The 19,551-nt window shown below is 64.9% G+C and carries 18 protein-coding genes; 6 read left to right on the forward strand and 12 right to left on the reverse strand.

Annotation, left to right across the window (positions count from 1 at the left end; translation table 11 throughout):
- Positions 1-80: 80 nt before the first annotated feature.
- Both QFZ91_RS13375 and QFZ91_RS13380 read right to left on the reverse strand, forming a co-directional pair.
- The gene (locus tag QFZ91_RS13375; RefSeq protein WP_008921685.1) at positions 81-464 is read right to left on the reverse strand and encodes a nuclear transport factor 2 family protein; all 384 of its coding nucleotides are present in this window, start codon (positions 462-464) and stop codon (positions 81-83) included.
- Positions 465-506: 42 nt separating this feature from the next.
- The gene (locus QFZ91_RS13380) at positions 507-1,070 is read right to left on the reverse strand and encodes an acyloxyacyl hydrolase (RefSeq protein WP_429567505.1); all 564 of its coding nucleotides are present in this window, start codon (positions 1,068-1,070) and stop codon (positions 507-509) included.
- A 353-nt stretch (positions 1,071-1,423) separates the two neighbouring features.
- Here QFZ91_RS13380 and rpoH point away from each other — a divergent pair, with 353 nt between their 5' ends.
- From rpoH to cydB, 4 genes are all read left to right on the forward strand, one after another.
- Positions 1,424-2,359, forward strand: a complete 936-nt coding sequence (gene rpoH, locus QFZ91_RS13385) for an RNA polymerase sigma factor RpoH (RefSeq protein WP_176125074.1) — start codon at positions 1,424-1,426, stop codon at positions 2,357-2,359.
- Between the two features lie 409 nt (positions 2,360-2,768).
- Positions 2,769-3,029 (forward strand): cytochrome oxidase putative small subunit CydP, encoded by a 261-nt coding sequence (gene cydP / locus QFZ91_RS13390; protein ID WP_429567506.1) that lies wholly within the window; start codon positions 2,769-2,771, stop codon positions 3,027-3,029.
- Positions 3,019-4,611, forward strand: a complete 1,593-nt coding sequence (locus QFZ91_RS13395) for a cytochrome ubiquinol oxidase subunit I (RefSeq protein ID WP_368594780.1) — start codon at positions 3,019-3,021, stop codon at positions 4,609-4,611. The genes cydP and QFZ91_RS13395 overlap by 11 nt, the downstream gene beginning before the upstream one ends.
- A gap of 34 nt (positions 4,612-4,645) precedes the next feature.
- Entirely contained in the window at positions 4,646-5,782 is a 1,137-nt protein-coding gene (gene cydB, locus QFZ91_RS13400) for a cytochrome d ubiquinol oxidase subunit II (RefSeq protein ID WP_176382447.1), read from the forward strand.
- A gap of 124 nt (positions 5,783-5,906) precedes the next feature.
- Here cydB and nagE read toward each other — a convergent pair whose 3' ends face one another.
- The 5 genes from nagE to QFZ91_RS13425 all read right to left on the reverse strand — a co-directional run bounded on the left by nagE (position 5,907) and on the right by QFZ91_RS13425 (position 13,357).
- Positions 5,907-7,706: an N-acetylglucosamine-specific PTS transporter subunit IIBC gene (gene nagE / locus QFZ91_RS13405; RefSeq protein WP_429567507.1), complete on the reverse strand. Its 1,800-nt coding sequence runs from the start codon at positions 7,704-7,706 to the stop codon at positions 5,907-5,909.
- A 131-nt stretch (positions 7,707-7,837) separates the two neighbouring features.
- Positions 7,838-10,405: a phosphoenolpyruvate--protein phosphotransferase gene (gene ptsP, locus QFZ91_RS13410; RefSeq protein ID WP_429568636.1), complete on the reverse strand. Its 2,568-nt coding sequence runs from the start codon at positions 10,403-10,405 to the stop codon at positions 7,838-7,840.
- 38 nt (positions 10,406-10,443) lie between these two features.
- Entirely contained in the window at positions 10,444-11,460 is a 1,017-nt protein-coding gene (locus tag QFZ91_RS13415; RefSeq protein WP_429567508.1) for an SIS domain-containing protein, read from the reverse strand.
- A complete protein-coding gene (gene nagA / locus QFZ91_RS13420) occupies positions 11,444-12,547 on the reverse strand; it encodes an N-acetylglucosamine-6-phosphate deacetylase (protein ID WP_429567509.1) in 1,104 nt (367 codons plus the stop codon). The genes QFZ91_RS13415 and nagA overlap by 17 nt, the downstream gene beginning before the upstream one ends.
- Before the next feature lie 75 nt (positions 12,548-12,622).
- Entirely contained in the window at positions 12,623-13,357 is a 735-nt protein-coding gene (locus QFZ91_RS13425; protein ID WP_429567510.1) for a GntR family transcriptional regulator, read from the reverse strand.
- Positions 13,358-13,726: 369 nt separating this feature from the next.
- On the opposite strand from QFZ91_RS13425, the gene QFZ91_RS13430 reads away from it, so the two are divergent.
- Entirely contained in the window at positions 13,727-14,653 is a 927-nt protein-coding gene (locus QFZ91_RS13430; RefSeq protein WP_429567511.1) for a bifunctional helix-turn-helix transcriptional regulator/GNAT family N-acetyltransferase, read from the forward strand.
- A gap of 78 nt (positions 14,654-14,731) precedes the next feature.
- Here QFZ91_RS13430 and QFZ91_RS13435 read toward each other — a convergent pair whose 3' ends face one another.
- Positions 14,732-15,544: a MetQ/NlpA family ABC transporter substrate-binding protein gene (locus QFZ91_RS13435; protein WP_429567512.1), complete on the reverse strand. Its 813-nt coding sequence runs from the start codon at positions 15,542-15,544 to the stop codon at positions 14,732-14,734.
- Positions 15,545-15,815: 271 nt separating this feature from the next.
- Between QFZ91_RS13435 and QFZ91_RS13440 the strand changes: the two genes are divergently transcribed.
- Entirely contained in the window at positions 15,816-16,106 is a 291-nt protein-coding gene (locus tag QFZ91_RS13440; protein ID WP_176109643.1) for a YciI family protein, read from the forward strand.
- Positions 16,107-16,181: 75 nt separating this feature from the next.
- On the opposite strand, the gene QFZ91_RS13445 is transcribed toward QFZ91_RS13440, so the two are convergent.
- The 4 genes from QFZ91_RS13445 to QFZ91_RS13460 are packed head-to-tail and all read right to left on the reverse strand — an operon-like array spanning position 16,182 to position 19,545.
- Positions 16,182-16,811, reverse strand: a complete 630-nt coding sequence (locus QFZ91_RS13445; RefSeq protein ID WP_013088289.1) for an SCO family protein — start codon at positions 16,809-16,811, stop codon at positions 16,182-16,184.
- A gap of 4 nt (positions 16,812-16,815) precedes the next feature.
- Positions 16,816-17,721 (reverse strand): heme o synthase, encoded by a 906-nt coding sequence (gene cyoE / locus QFZ91_RS13450; protein ID WP_429567513.1) that lies wholly within the window; start codon positions 17,719-17,721, stop codon positions 16,816-16,818.
- 5 nt (positions 17,722-17,726) lie between these two features.
- Entirely contained in the window at positions 17,727-18,836 is a 1,110-nt protein-coding gene (locus QFZ91_RS13455; protein ID WP_429567514.1) for a COX15/CtaA family protein, read from the reverse strand.
- A gap of 22 nt (positions 18,837-18,858) precedes the next feature.
- Positions 18,859-19,545 carry an SCO family protein gene (locus tag QFZ91_RS13460; RefSeq protein ID WP_429567515.1) on the reverse strand — a complete coding sequence of 229 codons (687 nt, stop codon included), beginning with the start codon at positions 19,543-19,545 and terminating at the stop codon, positions 18,859-18,861.
- Between the last annotated feature and the right edge of the window lie 6 nt (positions 19,546-19,551).

Raw genomic sequence — 19,551 nt, forward strand, 5'->3', positions numbered from 1 at the left:
CTTGCGGCGGCGGAGTGCGCACCCCGCATTCGGCTGCCGGGACGGGCGCGCTCACGAGGCGCGCCCGCGCGATGAAAATCTCACTCCAGCGCGCAACGCGTCGCCTGCCATGCGATCAGCCGCCACTGGCCGTCTTCGTGAGTGTGAATCGCGGTGTAGGCAATCGGGAACAGCAGCGCGCCGTTGTTCGCTTCCATCTCGATCAGCGCGCGGCCCGTGACCACGTAGGTCTCGCGCCCGGCCGGCAGGACGTCTTGCGACTGCACCTCGATTTGCCGATAACGACGGCGCCCTGCGGTGATCCCGTCGATGAACTGTCGCTTCGTCTCGCGCTTGCCGTTCGTATGAACGTAGCTCACGTTGTCAGCGAGCAGCGTGTCGAGCGACTGCCCATCGCCGTCGACCATCGCGCGAAATCGCTCTCGCTCGAGCCCGCGAATCGCTTCGATCATCTTTGCCGCCATTGCAGAGCCCCTCGAACACCGCGAGCCGCAAAGGGGCCACGGTCAGAAGTGATATTGCAAATATAGCTGGCTGAAATTTATACCAGGATTCGGCTCTTTGATACCGCCATTGGAAACATGCTGGAAGCGGTAGCCGGCGACATACTGCCGATGAGCGCCGAACTGCAGCCCGACGCCCGCCATCTCGGAGAACTGGAACGCGGTGCCCAACGTGAAGTCGGAAGAAATGCGCGGGCTGGTCAGCAACCCGACACCGGCACCCACCTCGATGAATGGCCGCACCAAGCCCGACGACTTGGCGAAGCGGATCACCGGCGTCACACCGATCTCGCCGATGTTGTCGTGAACGTTTCCTTCATTGGTGTGCCACCACGCGACGTGCGCCTCGCCGATCAGCGCGAAATGCCAGTCGCCGATCTGCCACCAGGTGAGGTTCGGGTCCCAGACCACGCCGAGATCGAGCCTCTTGACGTGACGATCACCGACGCCGGCGGCCACCAGCACGCCGAACTGGTCGGCCCGGGACGCGCCCGCCGCACCCAGCAGCAGAACGGCCAACGCACTTTTTAGAGTAAGTGCACGGACCACAAGATTCTTGTTGTTCATTCAGCCCCCATTCTGGTGACTATTAAGCGAGCGCCCCCTTTGTTCCAAGCACGAATTAGGGGCAAGTATCTTCCAGATAATGCGCCCAAACAGCAATTATTCACTTTAGAACAGAATGATGTCAGTCGATCATGAGGCTGCAGCCGCCTCGAACGGTAATTTGTACAGGTTCAACGCACAATGCAAATAGAGCGTATGATGACTATCAGAAATCAACGCTCAATAGGATTTTCCGGAACTTGGATATCCCTGCGACATCTAAGTATTAGCACTCGGCAGATCTGAGTGCTAACATCCATCGCTGGAGTCGTTTACTGAGTACGCAATTGTCTGATTCCAAAGGAGCTTCACACGTGAGCCATGCAATGACCCTTCCGAGTACTTTGAGCCCGTCGTCGGCTAAGGCCGCTCCGGCAGGTGCACTGGCGCTCTCGCATTCCTCGCTGCTGTCCGGTCAACTGGGCAACATCGACGCCTATATTCAGGCGGTCAACCGGATTCCGATGCTGACGCCGGCGGAAGAACGCCAGTTCGCCATTGAATTGCGCGAACATGACAATCTGGAGGCGGCGCGCCGCCTCGTGCTGTCGCACCTGCGACTCGTCGTGTCGATCGCGCGTAACTACCTCGGTTACGGGTTGCCGCACGCCGACCTGATCCAGGAAGGCAACATCGGCTTGATGAAAGCGGTCAAGCGCTTCGATCCCGAGCAAAACGTGCGCCTCGTGTCGTACGCGATGCACTGGATCAAGGCCGAGATCCACGAATACATCCTGCGCAACTGGCGCATGGTGAAGGTCGCCACCACGAAGGCGCAGCGCAAGCTGTTCTTCAACCTGCGCAGCCACAAGCAGGGCCTCGGCGCGTTCACGCCGGACGAGATCGAAGGTCTCGCGAAGGAACTGAACGTGAAGCGCGAAGAGGTCGCGGAGATGGAAACGCGTCTGTCGGGCGGCGATATCGCGCTCGAAGGTCAGGTCGAAGACGGTGAAGAGTCGTACGCGCCGATCGCCTATCTGGCCGACTCGCATAGCGAGCCGACCGCCGTGCTGGCTTCGCGTCAGCGCGACCGGCTGCAAAGCGACGGCATCGCAAGCGCGCTCGACGCGCTCGATCCGCGCAGCCGCCGCATCATCGAAGCGCGCTGGCTGAAGGTGGCCGACGACGGCTCGGGCGGCTCCACGTTGCACGAGCTGGCCGACGAGTTCGGCGTGTCGGCCGAACGTATCCGCCAGATCGAAGCCAGCGCGATGAAGAAGATGCGCGGCGCACTGACCGAATACGCGTAAGCGTCGAAGCCATGCGCGCGTCAATTGTGTCCCGCCCACGACGGTAACAGCGACACACGGTAACCGGTCGCGTACTATTTAGCGACCATCGCTCAAGCCCCGCCCTCGCAAGACGGCGGGGCTTTTTCATTCCTTTCGTCCATTCGTGCGTCTCCCGGCCGCAGCGCATTCGCGTAGGCCTGTCCCCAAGCCGGCCTGTCGAGCCCGGTAAGCCTTTCTTGACGTATCGCGAGTCCGGTAGCAATACTGCACAGACGCGGCAAGTTTCGCGACGTGATGCCGCATGGCTAACCCTCAGAGCACGAGGTTTCCCCTCCTACAATCGGCATGCATTCGCCAGACTGCCTGACGGCAAGGGCGGTCTGGATCCGGCCGGACTCTCCGGCGTGAAGTCGTCTTTCGACCGATCATGACCCTAGCCCTCAATCGCAGCAGCACTGTCCGGTCGCGCTTGCGCGCCGGGTTCAGCAGGTGGGTGCGCGGTCCAACGCTGGCGCGCGATATCGCCATCATTCTCGCCATCAAGTTCGCCCTACTGATGGCGCTCAAGTTCACATTCTTCAATCATCCGCAGGCGGAGCACATGATGCTGCCGCCTCAGCAGGTCGCGCAGGCGCTACTGTCGGTGCCCGCCCCGCATCCGTCCGGAGGTGATCAACATGCCCGTTAGCGAAGTCGTAGAACTGTCGCGGTTCCAGTTCGCCATCACGGCGCTTTATCACTTTCTGTTCGTGCCGCTCACGCTCGGCCTCGCCTGGTTGCTCGTCATCATGGAGTCGGTCTACGTGATGACCGGCAAGCAGATCTACAAGGACATGACGCAGTTCTGGGGCAAGCTGTTCGGCATCAACTTTGCAATGGGCGTCGCGACCGGCCTCACGCTCGAGTTTCAGTTCGGCACCAACTGGGCCTATTACTCCCATTACGTCGGCGACATATTCGGCGTGCCGCTCGCCGTCGAAGGACTGATGGCGTTCTTCCTCGAATCGACGTTCGTCGGTCTGTTCTTCTTCGGCTGGAACAGATTGTCAAAGGTCCAGCATCTGATCGTCACGTTCTGTGTCGCGCTCGGATCGAACCTGTCGGCGCTGTGGATTCTGATCGCCAACGGCTGGATGAACAATCCGGTCGGCGCGACGTTCAACTACCAGACGATGCGCATGGAGCTCGACAACATCGGCTCGGTGATCTTCAACCCGGTCGCACAGGTGAAGTTCGTGCACACGGTGTCGGCCGGTTACGTGACCGCGGCGATGTTCGTGCTCGGGGTGTCGTCGTGGTATCTGTTGAAGCGCCGCGACACCGAGTTCGCGCTGCGCTCGTTCGCGATCGCCGCCGGTTTCGGCCTCGCGTCGGCGCTGTGCGTAATCGTGCTCGGCGACGAATCCGGCTATCGCACCGGTGAAGTCCAGCAGGTCAAGCTCGCCGCAATCGAATCCGAATGGGAGACCGCGCCCGCGCCGGCGCCGTTCACGGTATTCGGTATTCCCAATCAAAAGGAGCAGCGCACCGACTACGCGATCCGCGTGCCGTACGCGCTCGGCATCATCGCGACCCGCTCGCTGAGCGAACCCGTGGTCGGCCTGCGCGACCTGATCGTCGAAAACGAGGGGCGCATCAAGAACGGCATGCTCGCCTACTCGGCGCTGCAAAAGTTGAAAGGCGGCGACTCGAGCGACGAAGCGCACGCCGCGTTCGACAAGTACAAGGACGATCTCGGCTACGGCCTGCTGCTCAAGCGGTTCGCGCCTAACGTCACCGATGCGACGCCAGACCAGATCGCGGCCGCGGCAAAAAGCACGATTCCGCCAGTGCTGCCGCTGTTCTTCTCGTTCCGCATGATGGTCGGCCTCGGCCTGCTGTTCCTCGCGACCTTCGTGCTCGCGTTCTGGTTCTGCGCGCAGCGCACGCTGCTGCTCGAAAAGCGTCGCTGGTTCCTGCGCTGGGCGGTCATCGCGATTCCGCTGCCGTGGCTCGCCGCCGAGCTCGGCTGGATCGTCGCCGAAATGGGCCGCCAGCCGTGGAGCATCGCGGGCATTCTGCCGACCAACCTGGCCGCATCGACACTGACGCCGCGCGATCTGTATCTGAGCATCGGCGGCTTCGTGCTGTTCTACACGGGGCTGTTCGTCATCGAGATCATGCTGATGCTCAAGTACGCACGGCTCGGCCCTTCGTCGCTGCATACCGGCCGCTATCACCACGAGAACGACCAGCAGGTGACTCAGCCGCTGTCGAACACGGCCGCGTGACGCGCCGCCACACCGCTTCAGAGGAATAAGCCATATGGACTACGCAGCTCTCAGACTGATCTGGTGGGTATTGATAGGTGTACTGCTGATCGGCTTCGCGCTCACCGACGGCTTCGACATGGGCGCGGCGATCCTGCTGCCGTTCATCGCCAGGACGGACTCCGAGCGCCGCATCGTCGTGAACACGGTCGGCGCGACGTGGGAAGGCAACCAGGTCTGGTTCGTGACCGCGGGCGGCGCGATGTTCGCGGCGTGGCCGCTCGCCTACGCGGCATCGTTCTCGGGCTTCTACTTCGCGATGCTGCTGGTGCTGTTTGCGCTGTTCTTCCGTCCGGTCGGCTTCGACTATCGCGGCAAGCGCGAGGATCCGCGCTGGCGCAACGCGTGGGACTGGGGTCTCTTCATCGGCGGCTTCGTACCTGCGCTGGTGTTCGGCATCGCGTTCGGCAATCTGCTGCAAGGCGTGCCGTTCTCGTTCGATACCGATCTGCGCGTCACCTATCACGGCAGTTTCTTCGGCCTGCTCAATCCGTTCGCGCTGCTGACGGGTCTCGTCAGCGTGTCGATGCTGGCCGCGCACGGCGCGGCGTTCGTCAAGTGGAAGACCGATGGCGAGGTTCACGAGCGCGCGTCGAAGGCGCTGCGGCTCTCGGCGCTATGCGCGGTGGTGCTGTTTCTCATCGCGGGCGCGCTCGTCGCGACGATGATCGGCGGCTATCAGATCGTCGACATGCCGCCGCTCGACGCGGTCTCCAATCCTTTGATGAAAACCGTGATCGGCGCGCCGGGTTTGTGGCTGAACAACTACGCGCTCTATCCGTGGACTGCGATCGCGCCGCTCGCGGGTTTGGTCGGCGGAGTGCTCGCGGTGCTGCTCGCACGCTCGCGCTTCGAGGCGACGGCATTTCTGTCGACGTCGCTGATGGTCGTCGGCGTGATCCTGACCGCGGGCTTCTCGATGTTCCCGTTCATCATGCCTTCGTCACTCGACGGCCGCAGCAGCCTGACCATGTGGGATTCGACGTCGAGCCAGATGACGCTCGAAATCATGCTGTTCGCGGTGATCCTGTTCCTGCCGATCATCCTCCTCTATACCGGCTGGGTTTATCGCGTGATGCGCGGCAAGGTGACCGCCGCTGCGATCAAGGAAAACCACCATTCGATGTATTGAGCTGGACCATAAGCGGGTGACTCGCCAGGCGGCACGCTTTGGTCGTAGACGCGAAAGCGGCACCTTGGGATGGGACAAGGTGCCGCTCTTTTTCTCTCAACAGTGCCCGACAGCCATCAGCCGATCAAGCGGGCACCGGCGCCGCGCCCGCGCCACCGCCTTGCAACGACAGCCGCTCGGCCAGCTTCTGCGCATAGCGCTGCGCGGCCTCGCCGACGACGATATGGAACGTGTCGGTCGACACCCACGCGGTATCGAGCGACGCGAGGCGCTGACGATCGATCGCCGCCGCATCGCGCACGACCACGCGCAGACGCGTCGCCGCGACCGCATCGAGCGAGACCACGTTGCCCGCGCCGCCGAACACGGCGAGCCAGCGCAGCGGATCGGGGTCGAGCGGGCCGCTTTGCGCGTCGTCGGCGCGCCCGGCGTTTCGCGCGGCCGGCGCGGCAGCGGTAGCCGGCGCCGACACGGTAGCACTCGCCACCTTCACTGCGTCGCCCTGACCCTGCGCGATCGCCGTACGCATCTCATCGGCGATGATGTCCGCTTCCGGTCCGATGATCACCTGCACGTTGTTCGCGCCGCGCTTGAGCACGCCACGCGCGCCGATCGACTTCAGTTCGCTTTCGGAGACTTTGTCCGCATCGACGACCGACAGGCGCAGACGCGTCGTGCATGCATCCACGACCGACAGGTTCGCTGCCCCGCCGAGCGCCGCGATATAACGCTGCGCACGCGGCACGGCCGCACCGGCCGCCGGCGCGACGAAACCACCCGCCGCGAACGACTCGACCTGCTCTTCCGCAGCGGCGGGCTCACGGCCCGGCGTCGCCATGTTGAACTTGCGGATGAAGAAGCGGAACAGACCGTAGTACACGACCGAGTACACGATACCGAGCGGAATCGCCCACCAGCCCTTCGTCGACAGACCGAAGTTCAGCACATAGTCGATGAAGCCCGCCGAGAAGGTAAAGCCGAGGTGAATGCCGAGCGCCGAGCAGATCGCAAGCGACAGCCCCGTCAGCAGCGCGTGGATCGCATACAGCACCGGCGCAAGGAACATGAAGCTGAACTCGATCGGCTCGGTCACGCCGGTCAGGAACGACGTGAGCGCCATCGAGAACAGCAGGCCGCCGGCCACTGCGCGACGCTCCTTCGGCACCTCGTGGAACATCGCGAGACACGCGGCCGGCAGGCCGAACATCATCACCGGGAAGAAGCCGGTCATGAAAGTGCCCGCGGTCGGGTCGCCGGCGAAGAAGCGGTGCAGGTCGCCCGTGACCGCCGCGCCGCCGGCCGGCGTGAAGCTGCCGAACACGAACCATGTCAGCGAGTTCAGGATGTGGTGCAGGCCCGTGACGAGCAGCAAGCGGTTCAGCACACCGAACACGAAGGCGCCGAGCGCGCCGGCCGTCGTGAGCCAGTGGCCGGCCAGATCGATCGCGCTCTGCACCGGCGCCCACACGTGGCCGAATATGATGCCTAGCACCACGCAGACCACGCCTGTCACGATCGGCACGAAGCGTTTGCCGCCGAAGAACGCCAGGTAGTCGGGCAGCTTGATGTCCTTGTAGCGGTTGTACAGCAGCCCCGCGACGATCCCCGCGATGATCCCCGACAGCACGCCCATGTTGAGCTTGTCGTTGATGTCCTTCATCACCGCGGTCTGCACCAGATAGCCGATCGCGCCAGCCAGACCCGCGACGCCGTTATTGTCTTTGGCGAAGCCGACCGCCACGCCGATCGCGAACAGCAACGGCAGGTTGTCGAAGATCGCGCCGCCCGCATCGGCGATCATCTTGATGTTGAACACGTCGGGCTGGCCGAGCCGCAGCAGCAGGCCGGCGACCGGTAGCACCGCGATCGGCAGCATCAGCGCGCGTCCCAGGCGCTGTATCTTCAGAAACGGATTTGCATCCATCGGTATCTCCAATTTTGTCTCGTGGGGTACGTCTTCGGTGAGTAGTGCAGCGATGCGGAGAATCGCGCCGCGCGTGAAGGCAGCCGTACTGCCGGACGCACGGCGTGCGAGTTCTCCATTTGATTAATCTTTCAATCGAGCGGCCACGCCGCGCGGCTTGCGGCTCGAACCGCCTGCGCCGAGTCGAGCGCGAGCGCCTCGCGAGCGCGCTGGCGGCACAACTGATAGTCGAGCGTGCGCACGCGTGCCTTGATGCCGGGCACCGAGACCGGATCGACCGATAGCTCGGTCACACCCAGGCCCACCAGCAGCGGCATCGCGAGCGGGTCGCCGGCGAGCGCGCCGCACACGCCGACCCATTTGCCATGCTTCGCGGCACCTTCGACGGTCGCCGCGATCAGCCGCAGCACCGCCGGATGCAGGCCGTCCGCCTGCGCCGCGAGATCGGGCTGACAGCGGTCCATCGCGAGCGTGTATTGGGTCAGGTCGTTCGTGCCGATCGACAGAAAATCGGCGTGCTGGGCGAGCTGATCGGCGAGCAATGCGGCCGACGGCACTTCGATCATCACACCCACTTCGACCGGCTCGGTGCTGCCCGCTTCGCGTGCGAGTTCGTCGATACGCTTGCGGATGCGGATCAGTTCGCCCGCATCGGTGACCATCGGCAGCAGGATGCGCACGGCGCCGATCGGACGCACCGCGAGCAGGCCACGCAGCTGGTCGTCGAGCAGATCGGGGCGCACCTGCGCGAGGCGCACGCCGCGCAGGCCGAGCGCGGGATTCGGCTCGGGCGGCAGCGTCAGATAGTCGACTTCCTTGTCCGCGCCGACGTCGAGCGTGCGGATGATCGCGCTGCGGCCGCGCAACGCATCGACGATCGCCTGATAGCTGTGGCGATGCTCGTCCGCGCTCGGCGCGGCGGGGCGGTGGATGAACAGCAGCTCGGTGCGCAACAGGCCGACCGAGTCGGCGCCGTTGTCGACCGCGGCGTTCGCGTCGTCGAGTGTGGCGATGTTGGCGGCCACTTCGATCGCGCGGCCGTCGGCGGTCGCCGCTGCCTGTTGCGAGGTGCGGCGATTCGCATCGCGCACGTCGGCGAGGCGGCTGCGTTCGCACCGGGCGCGTTCGACGTCGAGTTCGGTCGGCGCGAATTCGAGCCGGCCGGTGCTCGCGTTCACCACCACCTGCGTGCCATCGGGAATCGCATGCAACGCGTCGCCGACCGCAACCAGCGCCGGGATGCCCGCCTGACGCGCGAGAATCGCCGCGTGCGAGGTCGCGCCGCCGCGTGCCATCACGAGCGCGGTCACACGCGTGCGATCGAGCGACGACAGATCCGACGGCGTGAATTCGTCGGCCGCGAGCACCGCCTCGTCCGGCAGCGCGCGGGCGGCGCTGCTCGTGTAGCCGAGCGCGCGCTGCACACGCTTTTCGATGTCGCGCAGATCGGCGGCCCGCTCGGCGAGCAGTGCGTCCTCCACATTACTCACGATGTCTATTTGCGCGCGGATCGCCTCGCGCCACGCAAAACCCGCGCTCTTGCCGAGGCTGATCAGATCGCGCGCGGCGTCGAGCAGCGTCGGATCTTCGAGCAGCACGCGATGCACCGCGAAGATTCCCGCCTCGCCGACCGCCCCGCGTTGCGACGCATCGCGCACGATCGTGTCGAGATCGGCGTCGACGGTCGCGATCGCCTTGTCGAGCAAACGGCTCTCCGCCGCCGACGTGCCGCTCGCCTGCTCCGGCGGATCGACGTCCGCGTCGTCCCAGCGCACCAGCTTGCCGAGCGCGACGCCCGGCGCCGCGCATACACCCGCGAGCGTATTCGGCGCGAGCGGCTCGCCCGCGGCGGGCGTGGCAACCACGGTCGTCGGTGCTGTCGCCGGCCGCGCGGGCTTGTGTTCCACCTCACCGTGCGCTTCGCGCGTCAGTTCAGCGGCGATCGCATCGACCGCCGCCCGCGCGTGCGGACCGACGCCGAGCAACTCGACGCTCGCGCCTTCGCCGGCACCGAGTCCCAGCAGACCCACCACGCTTTCGATCGGCGCCTTGCGTCCGTCGTAGCGCACCTCGACGCGCGCGTCGAAGCCACGCGCCGCTTCGCGCGCGCGCGCCGCGGGCCGCGCATGCAGACCGCCCGCGTGCGTCAGCGTGATCTGCCGGCGCGCTTCGTCCATCACCTGCGCGGCGCACGCCTCGCGCGCCGCGTCATGGCTGACGCCTTCGCGCGCGCGCAGCACCAGCAGCGGCGTTGCGCCGGCCTTGACGTGACCGTCCGGCGCCCGCTCGATGATCTCGAACGCATCCGAATTCGCGATCGCGACCACCGACACGAGGCTCGGCGCGTTCAGCGCGACCTGATCCTGATCGAACTCGATCAGCACGTCACCGGCGCGCACCTTGGCGCCCTGCGCGACCATCGGCGCAAAACCCTTGCCGTTCAGTCCGACCGTGTCGATACCGATATGCAGCAGAATCTGCGCGCCTTCGGCGCTCTCGAGCGTCACCGCGTGGCCGGTGCGCGCGAGATGCGTGACGACGCCGTCGCACGGCGCGACGAGCCGCCCCTCGAGCGGATCGACGCCGATGCCGTCGCCGAACATGCCGCCCGCAAACACCGGGTCCGGCACCTTCGCGAGCGGCACCACCGGACCGGTCAGCGGTGCAAGCAAAACAATGTGATCTTCGGAATGGCTCATCAGGTTGGACTTCTCGACACGTCGCATCGTCGTTCTCGTCAGTGAGTTTCGGTGACTTTGTTCAGATGGCGTGGCGCGTCGGGATTGCGCCCGCGCGCGGCGGCAAGATCCGCGGCCATCACGTAAAAGGACAGGATGGCGGCGATCGGATCGAGCGCCGCGTGTGCGGTGGCGACGAGCGGCAGCGAAGCTTGCGCGACGTCATCGGGTGCCGCGAGCAGCACACGCGCGCCGCGCGCGCGCATGTCGTGCGCGAGTTGCAGCAGACCCGCCTGCTCCGGCCCGCGCGGTGCGAACACGAGCAGCGGATAGTCGCGGTCGATCAGTTCCATCGGACCATGACGCACTTCCGCGCTCGAAAACGCTTCGGCCTGGACGCCGGAAGTTTCCTTCAGCTTGAGCGCGGCTTCCTGCGCGATCGCGAGGCCAAGGCCGCGGCCGATCACGATCATCCGCTCGATGCCGCGCAACTCGTTGACGGCCATCGACCAGTCGAGGCGGCCCGCGCGTTCCAGCGCGTCGGGCAGCGTATTCAGTCCAGCGAGCAACTCGGCGTCGTTCTGCCAATGCGCAACCAGTTGCGCGGAGATCGACAGCATCGCGATGTAGCTCTTGGTCGCGGCAACGCTCAGCTCGGGACCGGCGACGAGCGGCAGATGCCACTCGCACGCGTCGGCGAGCGGTGAGCTGGGGGCGTTGACGGCGGCAACCGTCAGCGCGCCGGCTGCTCGCAACGCGTTCATCGTGCCGACGAGGTCGGGGCTCTTGCCCGATTGCGAAAACGCGAGCGCAAGCTGATCGCGCACCTGCAGCGGCGCCTGCTGCAGCGTCGCGACCGACATCGGCAGCGACGCGACCGGCACGCCCAGGCGGCTCATCGTCAGAGAGGCAAAGTAACTGGCGGCGTGGTCCGAGCTGCCGCGCGCGACGGTCAGCGCGACGTGGCGCGGCTGTTGCGCGAGCTTCGCGGCGAGCGTCGCGACGCGCGAGGAGTCCTTGAGCTGCTCGGCGACCGTTGCTGCGGACGCGAGCGCTTCCTTAAGCATATTCGACAATCTCTTCTCCTTCGACGTAGGTTGCGCTAAGCGCCAGCTCGCGGTCGAAGACGACCACGTCGGCCCACGCACCGCGCGCGATGCGGCCGCGGTCCTCGATGCCGAGATAGTCGGCGGCGTAGCGCGACAAACGGTGGGATACATCGGCGATCGGTAGGCCGATCGAGACAAGATTGCGCAGCGCCTGATCCATCGTCAGCGTGCTGCCCGCGAGCGTTCCGTCGGCCAACCGTACGCCACCCAGACACTTGGTCACGTGCTGGCTGCCGAGGCGGTACTCGCCGTCGGGCATGCCGGTGGCCGACGTGCTGTCCGTCACCACGTACAGGCGCGGAATCGCGCGCAGCGCGGTGCGGATCGCACCCGGATGCACGTGCAGCAGGTCGGGAATGATTTCGGCGTATTCGGCGTGCGCGAGCGCCGCGCCGACGAGGCCAGGGTTGCGGTGATGCAGCGGCGACATCGCGTTGAACAGATGCGTGAAGCCGCACGCGCCGTGCTTGAGCGCGGCGACCGCGTCGTCGTAGGTGCCGAGCGAATGGCCGAGCTGCACGCGCACGCCACGCGCCGTCATCTCGGAGATGATCTCCATGTGGCCGGCGATCTCGGGCGCCAGCGTGACGACGCGGATCGGCGCGATCGACAGATACGTGAGCACCTCGTCCATCACCGCCGACACCGCCGCGTCGGGCTGCGCGCCGAGCTTGCCGGGGTTGATGTACGGCCCTTCCAGATGCACGCCGAGCACCCGCGCGCAGCCCGGCGTGCGCACCCGCGTGACGGTGCCGAGCCCGGCGACGACGTTCATCAGTTCGTCGCGCGGCGCGGTCATCGTCGTTGCGAGCAGGCTCGTGGTGCCGTAGCGCGCATGCGTGCGGGTGATCGTTTCGATCGCGTCGCCGGCTTCCATCACGTCGGCGCCGCCGCCGCCATGCACGTGCAGATCGATGAAGCCGGGCAGGATGTACGGTGCGTCGTTCGTCGACGGATCGACACGCTCGCCTGACAGCGCCGTGATGCGGCCGTTTTCGTATTCGAGCGTGCCGTGGATCCACCCTTCGGTGGTGAGTATGTTTCCGGTCAGCATGGGTCTCTCTGGTGCGTGATACGTATGCGGCAAAAGTGCGTTCGCCGGACTTGCGGCCTATGCGGCCCGCGCAGTTCAGGTGCGCAATTCAGCGACGAAGTCGTAGTAGTCGTCGCGGCAATAGGTGTCGGTCAGCTCGATCGCGCGCTGATCCGCGCTGTAGCCGATACGGGTAATGACCAGCAGTGCGGTGCGCGGTTCGATGTCCATCAGCGCGGCGATTTCGCTCGACGCGTTGACCGCGCGGAAGTGCTGCAACGCGCGTACGACAGCCGCGCCGCGTTGCTCGAGATAGCTGTACAGCGAGTTACCGATCACGAGCGGATCGGGCACGATCGCGACCGGCAGCGCCGAATGCTCGACCGCCATCACGATGCCGTCCGCGCGCCGCAGCCGCCGCAGGCTCGCGACGGCCGCCCCCGGCGACAGGCCGAGGTGCAGAAGCTCGTCGCGGCTGGCAGCGCGCACATCGCGTTCGAGCCATACCGAATCCGGGCGGAAACCGCGCTGCTGCATCTTCTTCGTGAAGCCGGTGAGACGCGACAGCGGGTCTTCGACGCGCGGCGTGATGAAGCTGCCGGCGCCGCGCGAGCGCCGGATCAGTCCCTGCTCGACCAGCAGCTCGATCGCCTTGCGCGCGGTGATGCGCGATACGCCGATCGCGTCGGACAGCGTGCGCTCGGAGGGCAGAGCCTCGCCGGCCGACCAGACGCCGCAATGGATCGCCGTCGCCAGGTTGCGCGCGAGCTGCAGGTAGAGCGGCGTGACGTTGCGCACGTCAGGCATCAATGCGGACCAGCGAGTTTCCATGGGACTCCAGGGACGCCGCGAGCAGCACGGCCTCGAAAAATGAGAGCCCATTATATAACCAACATAATACCAGTCAACGGACTGGTTCCATGTTGGTCAGGACGGCCGGAAAGCCTTACCAGGTAAGGTTAAGATGCGAATTTAAGGGCTGTTGCGAAAGGGATTCGCGGACCAGGACTTTCCCGAATCTGACCACTTGACGATACCAGCGAGCTGCGACCGGGCTTTAGTGGTATCAAGTCACCCTCGATGATCAATACCTGTTTAATACCAATTGGCGCCAGGCTGCGAGGGACTGGCTTTGTAAATGAGGGTCGTGCCGATATAGTGCGCTGTACCGACCACAAAAAAGTTTCGGGGGAGCCGTCCTTGACTGATTCCGAGGCGCTGCGGCGCGCTCAGGCCGTCCGCCATTTCAATCGCTTCTATACCCAGTGCATCGGCGCCCTGCACGAGCATCTGGCGCGAAGCGAGTTCTCGCTGACGGAAGTGCGCGTGCTGCACGAGCTATCGCGTGCCCGTGCGCAGACAGCATCGGTGCTCGGGCGCGCGCTCGGCCTCGATAGTGGCTATCTGAGCCGCTTGCTAACCAGTTTCGAGCGACGCAACCTGATCTCGCGCCGCCCGTCCGACACCGACGCGCGCCAGTCGCTGATCGCGCTCACCGAGCACGGCCACGCCACCTACGCACCGCTCGAGGCCGCCGCCATCCACGAAGCACTCGGCCTGCTCGATAAACTCAGCGCGCTATCGCAGGAGCATTTGATCGCCGCGATGAAGCTGATCGAGCGGCTGCTCGGCGACAAGCCGAAGCATGAGCTCGTGGTGCTGCGTCAGCCGCGCGCCGGCGAATGCGGCTGGCTCGTGCATCGGCAGGCGCAGTGGTTCGCCGCGCAATACGGTTGGGATCACACGTTCGAGGGCTTGCTCGCGCGCGTCGTCGCCGAGTACGCGCAGCGCAACGACCCAGTGCGCGAGAAGTGCTGGATCGCCGAACAGGAAGGTCTGGTGGTCGGCTCGGTTTGCCTCGTGGGGGTCTCGACGACGGTCGCGGGCATACGCCTGCTGTGGGTCGAACCGGACGTGCGGCGGCTCGGCATCGGCACGCAGCTGATCAGCGAATGTGTGCGCTTCGCGCGGCGCGGGGGCTACACGAAGCTGACGCTGACCACCGCGAGCGCATTGGCGGAGCCGCGGCGGCTTTGTGAGCGCGCTGGATTCAAGCTGGCCGACAGCGCGACGCAGCGCCGCTTCGGCCACGATCTGATGATCGAAAGATGGGAGTTGGAGCTATAAAAAAAAGCACGCGCCTGTGCGGCGCGTGCTTTTTGCGATGCCATGCGGCTGCGCGTGGGATCGCGCTGAACGCGTCGCTTAGAACGACGGCACCATCGAACCCTTGAACTGCGTCTTGATGAACTGGCGCACGTCTTCCGACTGATACGCGGCAACCAGCTTCTTCACCCACGGCTGATCCTTGTCCTTCGTGCGCACGGCAATCAGGTTCGCGTACGGGCTGTGGATGTCTTCGAGCGCGATCGCGTCCTTGGTCGGCTGCAGGCCGGCGGCCAGCGCGAAGTTCGTGTTGATGACGGCAGCATCGACGTCGGCGAGCGAACGTGGCAGTTGCGCAGCGTCGAGCTCGACGAACTTGATCTTCTTCGGATTGTCGACGACGTCGAGCGGCGTCGCATTGTTGCCGCCCGTGGCCGCGCCGTCCTTCAGCTTGATCAGGCCTTGCGCCTGCAGCAACAGCAGCGCGCGATTTTCGTTCGACGGATCGTTCGGCACCGCGACCTTCGCGCCTTGCGGCAGATCCTTCAGCGACTTCAGCTTCTTCGAGTACGCGCCTAGCGGCGAGATGTACGTGAGGCCCGCGTTGACGAGCTTGTAGCCGCGCTGCTTGGTCTGGCTATCAAGGTACGGCTGGTGCTGGAAGCTGTTGGCGTCGAGGTCGCCGGCATCGAGAGCGGCGTTCGGCTGGATGTAGTCGTTGAACTCGACGACCTTCACGTTCAAGCCTTCGCGCTTCGCAACCTTGGTGACGATTTCCCAGATCTGCGCGTCCGGGCCGCCGATCGTGCCGACCTTGACGACCTTGTCGTCGGCGTGCGCGCCGAAGCTGGTCAGGATCGCCGCACCGGCGACGACTGCGGTGAGGGCTTTGAGAATATTTCTGCGCTGCATGTGTTTCTCGCTGTTGCGGTTCGACTTTTTGAGTCGATGGCTCCGATGGATGCCGGAGTCGGATGAAAATGGGCGGCGCTCCGGTTCGTGCTGGCGCGCCGTCGGCCAAGCCCGAAATTGTTTCATACGGGCGGCAAGTTGGAAAATACCCTTAGCGCATATGGATATGCAGAGCGCGAGCGTGCTGACTAGCGCGACGCAAAACCGCAGCTAACCGATAATTGGGAGCCGTGGCCTGGCACGGCCCACTCAACCGCCACTGAGAACGACCATGTATGTGATCAACCTGATCTACACCGCCCCGCTCGATCGTATCGACGACGCGCTCGACGCGCATCGCGCGTTTCTCGCCAAGCAGTTCGACGCTGGCATCTTCGTCGCGGCTGGGCCGAAAGTGCCGCGCGACGGCGGCATCATCCTCGCGGTGCGTATCGAGCGCGACAGGCTGGATCGCATTCTCGCGAGCGATCCGTTCGCCGAGCAACAGCTCGCGCGCTACGAGGTGACGGAGTTCAAGACAACGCGTATCGCGCCGGGGCTGAATCTGCCGACCCCGGTTTGAGCGCGAGTTGCGAAGAAGAGATCGATGCGGGGACGCGTAAGCGGCGGCGCGACAAAAAGCCGCCTGCGATACGCGTCAATCGAGCAAAAGCTTGAAGTCGTGCACCCACGGCGTCGCACCCTGACCATCGCGCGCGAACAGACGCAGCTTGCCGTCAGTGTCGAACACATAGCTCGCGGCCGTGTGGTCCATCGTGTAGCTGTCGGGCGTTTTGCCCGGCACCTTCGCGTAGTAGACGCGGAAGTCTTTCGCGAGCTTCGCGAGTTGCTCTTCGCTGGCAGGACGCAAGCCCACGAAGCTCGGATTGAACGCCGGCACGTATTGCGCGAGCAACTGCGGGGTGTCGCGCTCGGGGTCGAGTGTGACGAACAGCACCTGCACACGCTTCGCGTCTTCCGGGCCGAGTTGCTGCAATGCCTGTGACAGCTCGGCCATCGTCGTCGGGCAGACGTCCGGGCAATGCGTATAGCCGAAGAACAGCACGACGACCTTGCCTTTGTAGTCGGCAAGCGTGCGAATCTTGCCGGACGTGTCGGGCAACGAGAAATCGCTGGCGAATTGTGTATTGCCGGTGATGTCGAGATTCGTAAAAGCCGGCGGCTGCTTGCCGCAACCGGTCATCAGCAGTGTGCCGCCCAGCGCCGCGCCGAGCGCGCATGCGATCACAGCGGCGCGCGCGACGCGCGCAAAGCGGTTGTTGAGCATGGTGTTACGCGCCGATTACGACGCGCGCATAGTGGTCGATCAGCAGCGCGGCAAACAGTAGCGACAGATAGACGATCGAATAACGGAAGGTTTTGCGCGCGAGCTCGTCCGAATACTCCCGGTAGATCTTCCACGCATACGCGAGAAACACGGCGCCCAGTAGCACCGCCGCCGCGAGATACACGACGCCGCTCATGCCGGAGATGAACGGCATCAGGGTGACCGCGAACAGAATGACCGTGTAGAGCAGGATATGCAGGCGCGTGTACTTTTCGCCGTGGGTGTTCGGCAGCATCGGCAGGCCGGCGTTTTCGTAGTCCTTGCGGCGATACAGAGCGAGCGCCCAGAAATGCGGCGGTGTCCATACGAAGATGATCAACACCAGGATCCATGCGTCGCCGGGCACGTGACCGGTGACCGCTGCCCAGCCGAGCGCCGGCGGCATCGCGCCCGACGCGCCGCCGATCACGATGTTCTGCGGCGTGGCCGGCTTCAGCAGCAGCGTATAGATGACCGCATAGCCGACGAACGTGGCGAGCGTGAGCCACATGGTCAGCGGATTGGCGAACGTGTACAGCGTCCACATGCCGAGGCCGCCGAGCACGGCCGAGAACAGCAGGATTTGCCGGGTAGTGATTTCGCCGCGCGCCGACGGACGCCACGACGTGCGGCGCATTTTCGCGTCGATCTGCTGCTCGACGAGGCAATTGATCGCGAACGCAGCACCGGCCAACAGCCAGATGCCGACGGTGCCGCCGATCAGGACGGTCCACGGCACCATGCCCGGCGTCGACAGGAACATGCCGATGACCGCGCAGAACACCGCGAGCTGCGTAACACGCGGCTTGGTCAGTGCGAGATATTGGGAGACCCGGCTGCCGGGCGAATGGGAGAGTGTTGTGCTGTCCATGTGAGTCACGCTGGCGCGGCTTCGCGCGCAGGGAGCGTGGCGCGGCCGGGACGGCTATAAGCGATCCGAAAGTTTAACATAACGAGCAGTAGCAGCAGGATCGCGGCCCCGCCGTTATGGGCGACCGCGATCGGCAACGGCCATTGCAGCACGATGTTCGACAAGCCGGTGATGAACTGGATCAGCACCACCAGCAGCACGCCGTTGGCGGGTCGCCGCAGCGACTCGAAACGGCGCATCTTCACGGCGAACCACACCAGATAGGTGATCACGGCGAATGCGAACGTGCGATGCGTCCAGTGAATCGCGACCAGCGCATCCTGCGTGATCACGTCGCCGTCGCCGGTCATGCCGAGAGCGCGCCACAGGTGAAAGCCGTGCGCGAAGTCCATCGGCGGAATCCATTGGCCGTTGCAGGTCGGGAAGTCGGTGCACGCGAGCACCGCGTAGTTCGTGCTGACCCAGCCGCCGAGCGCGATCTGCAGTACCAGCAGTCCAAGACCCGAGAGCGCCGCCGCGCGCCAGCGCGCGGCTTCCGGCTCGTAGGCGGGCAGCGGCGTCAAGCGCGCCGCGAGCCAGCCGAGGGTGCCGAGCAGCGCGAGGCCGAGCAGCAGATGCGTGGTCACGATGATCGGCTGCAGCTTCATCGTCACGGTCCACGCGCCGAACGCGCCTTGCACGACGATCAGGAGCAGCAGCGAAGTCGGCCACCACGGTGACACGTGCAGCGGACGACGCTTGATGCGCGCCGTCCACGCAATGATCGTCTGCGCGATGATCAGCACGCCGATCGCCATCGCGAAGTAGCGGTGGATCATTTCGATCCACGCCTTCGTCATGCTGACGGGACCGCTCGGCATCGCCTGATAGGCGGCGGAGATCGCCGCGTGCGCGATGAACGGCGACGACGTGCCGTAGCAGCCGGGCCAGTCCGGGCAGCCGAGGCCCGAATCGGTGAGGCGCGTGAAGCCGCCGAAAATCACGAGATCGAGCGTCAGGAAGGTGGTGAGCCAGACCAGCTTGCGGAATTTGTTGTCGTCGGCCTTGACCCATACGTAGTTCAGCGGCAGCAACGCGATACACAAGCCGATCAGGCCCAGTTGCAATACGAACATCTCTTTTACCCAGGTTGCGGCATCAGCCGATGGTCGACCACTTGAGCAGCTTGGTCAGGTCGCCTTTGATCTTGCTCGGGTTCGCGTCTTTCGGAAAACGCATCATCAGATTGCCGTTCGGATCGACCAGGTAGATGTGGTCGGTGATCCGCGTGCCGGTGTCGGCGGGCAGCCACGCGGCAACCTGCGCCGGATCGGCGATCAGCATGTCGGTGTTGGGGTAGGCGCTTTGTATCACATCGGCGACCTTGTCCGCATCGGTGCGCAGCCACACCTCCATGACGCGCTCGCGTTCCGGGCCTTGCGCTGCGCGGATTTGTCGCATGAAGTACAGCTTTGTCACGCAGGCTTTGTCGCACGCGCTATTGTGGACCGAGATCATCAGCCAGCGGCCGCGCAGCGACGCGAGCTTCAGCGGCTTACCGTCCTCGCCGGTGACCACGAGCGAGTCGGGGATCGGCCGTTGCGGGTCGATCAGTGCGCCGTAGTTCGTGCTGCCGCCGGTCGGCTTGATGACGTAGTACATGAAGTACGAGATCACGATCGGCGCCGCACAGATCACCGCGAGCAGCAGCAGCACCCAGCGGCCGCGCCGCCACGAGCCCGGGCCGTTCGGTTGGCCGGGCATCGGCCTGGCCGCGGCGGGTTTGCCGGCGGCTTTGCCAGCGGGTTCGCCAACTTCCGGCGAACGGGGAGTATGAGTCGACACTACGGA

Origin of the sequence: Paraburkholderia sp. JPY419, from assembly GCF_050435705.1 — a bacterium.
Taxonomy (GTDB): domain Bacteria; phylum Pseudomonadota; class Gammaproteobacteria; order Burkholderiales; family Burkholderiaceae; genus Paraburkholderia; species Paraburkholderia youngii.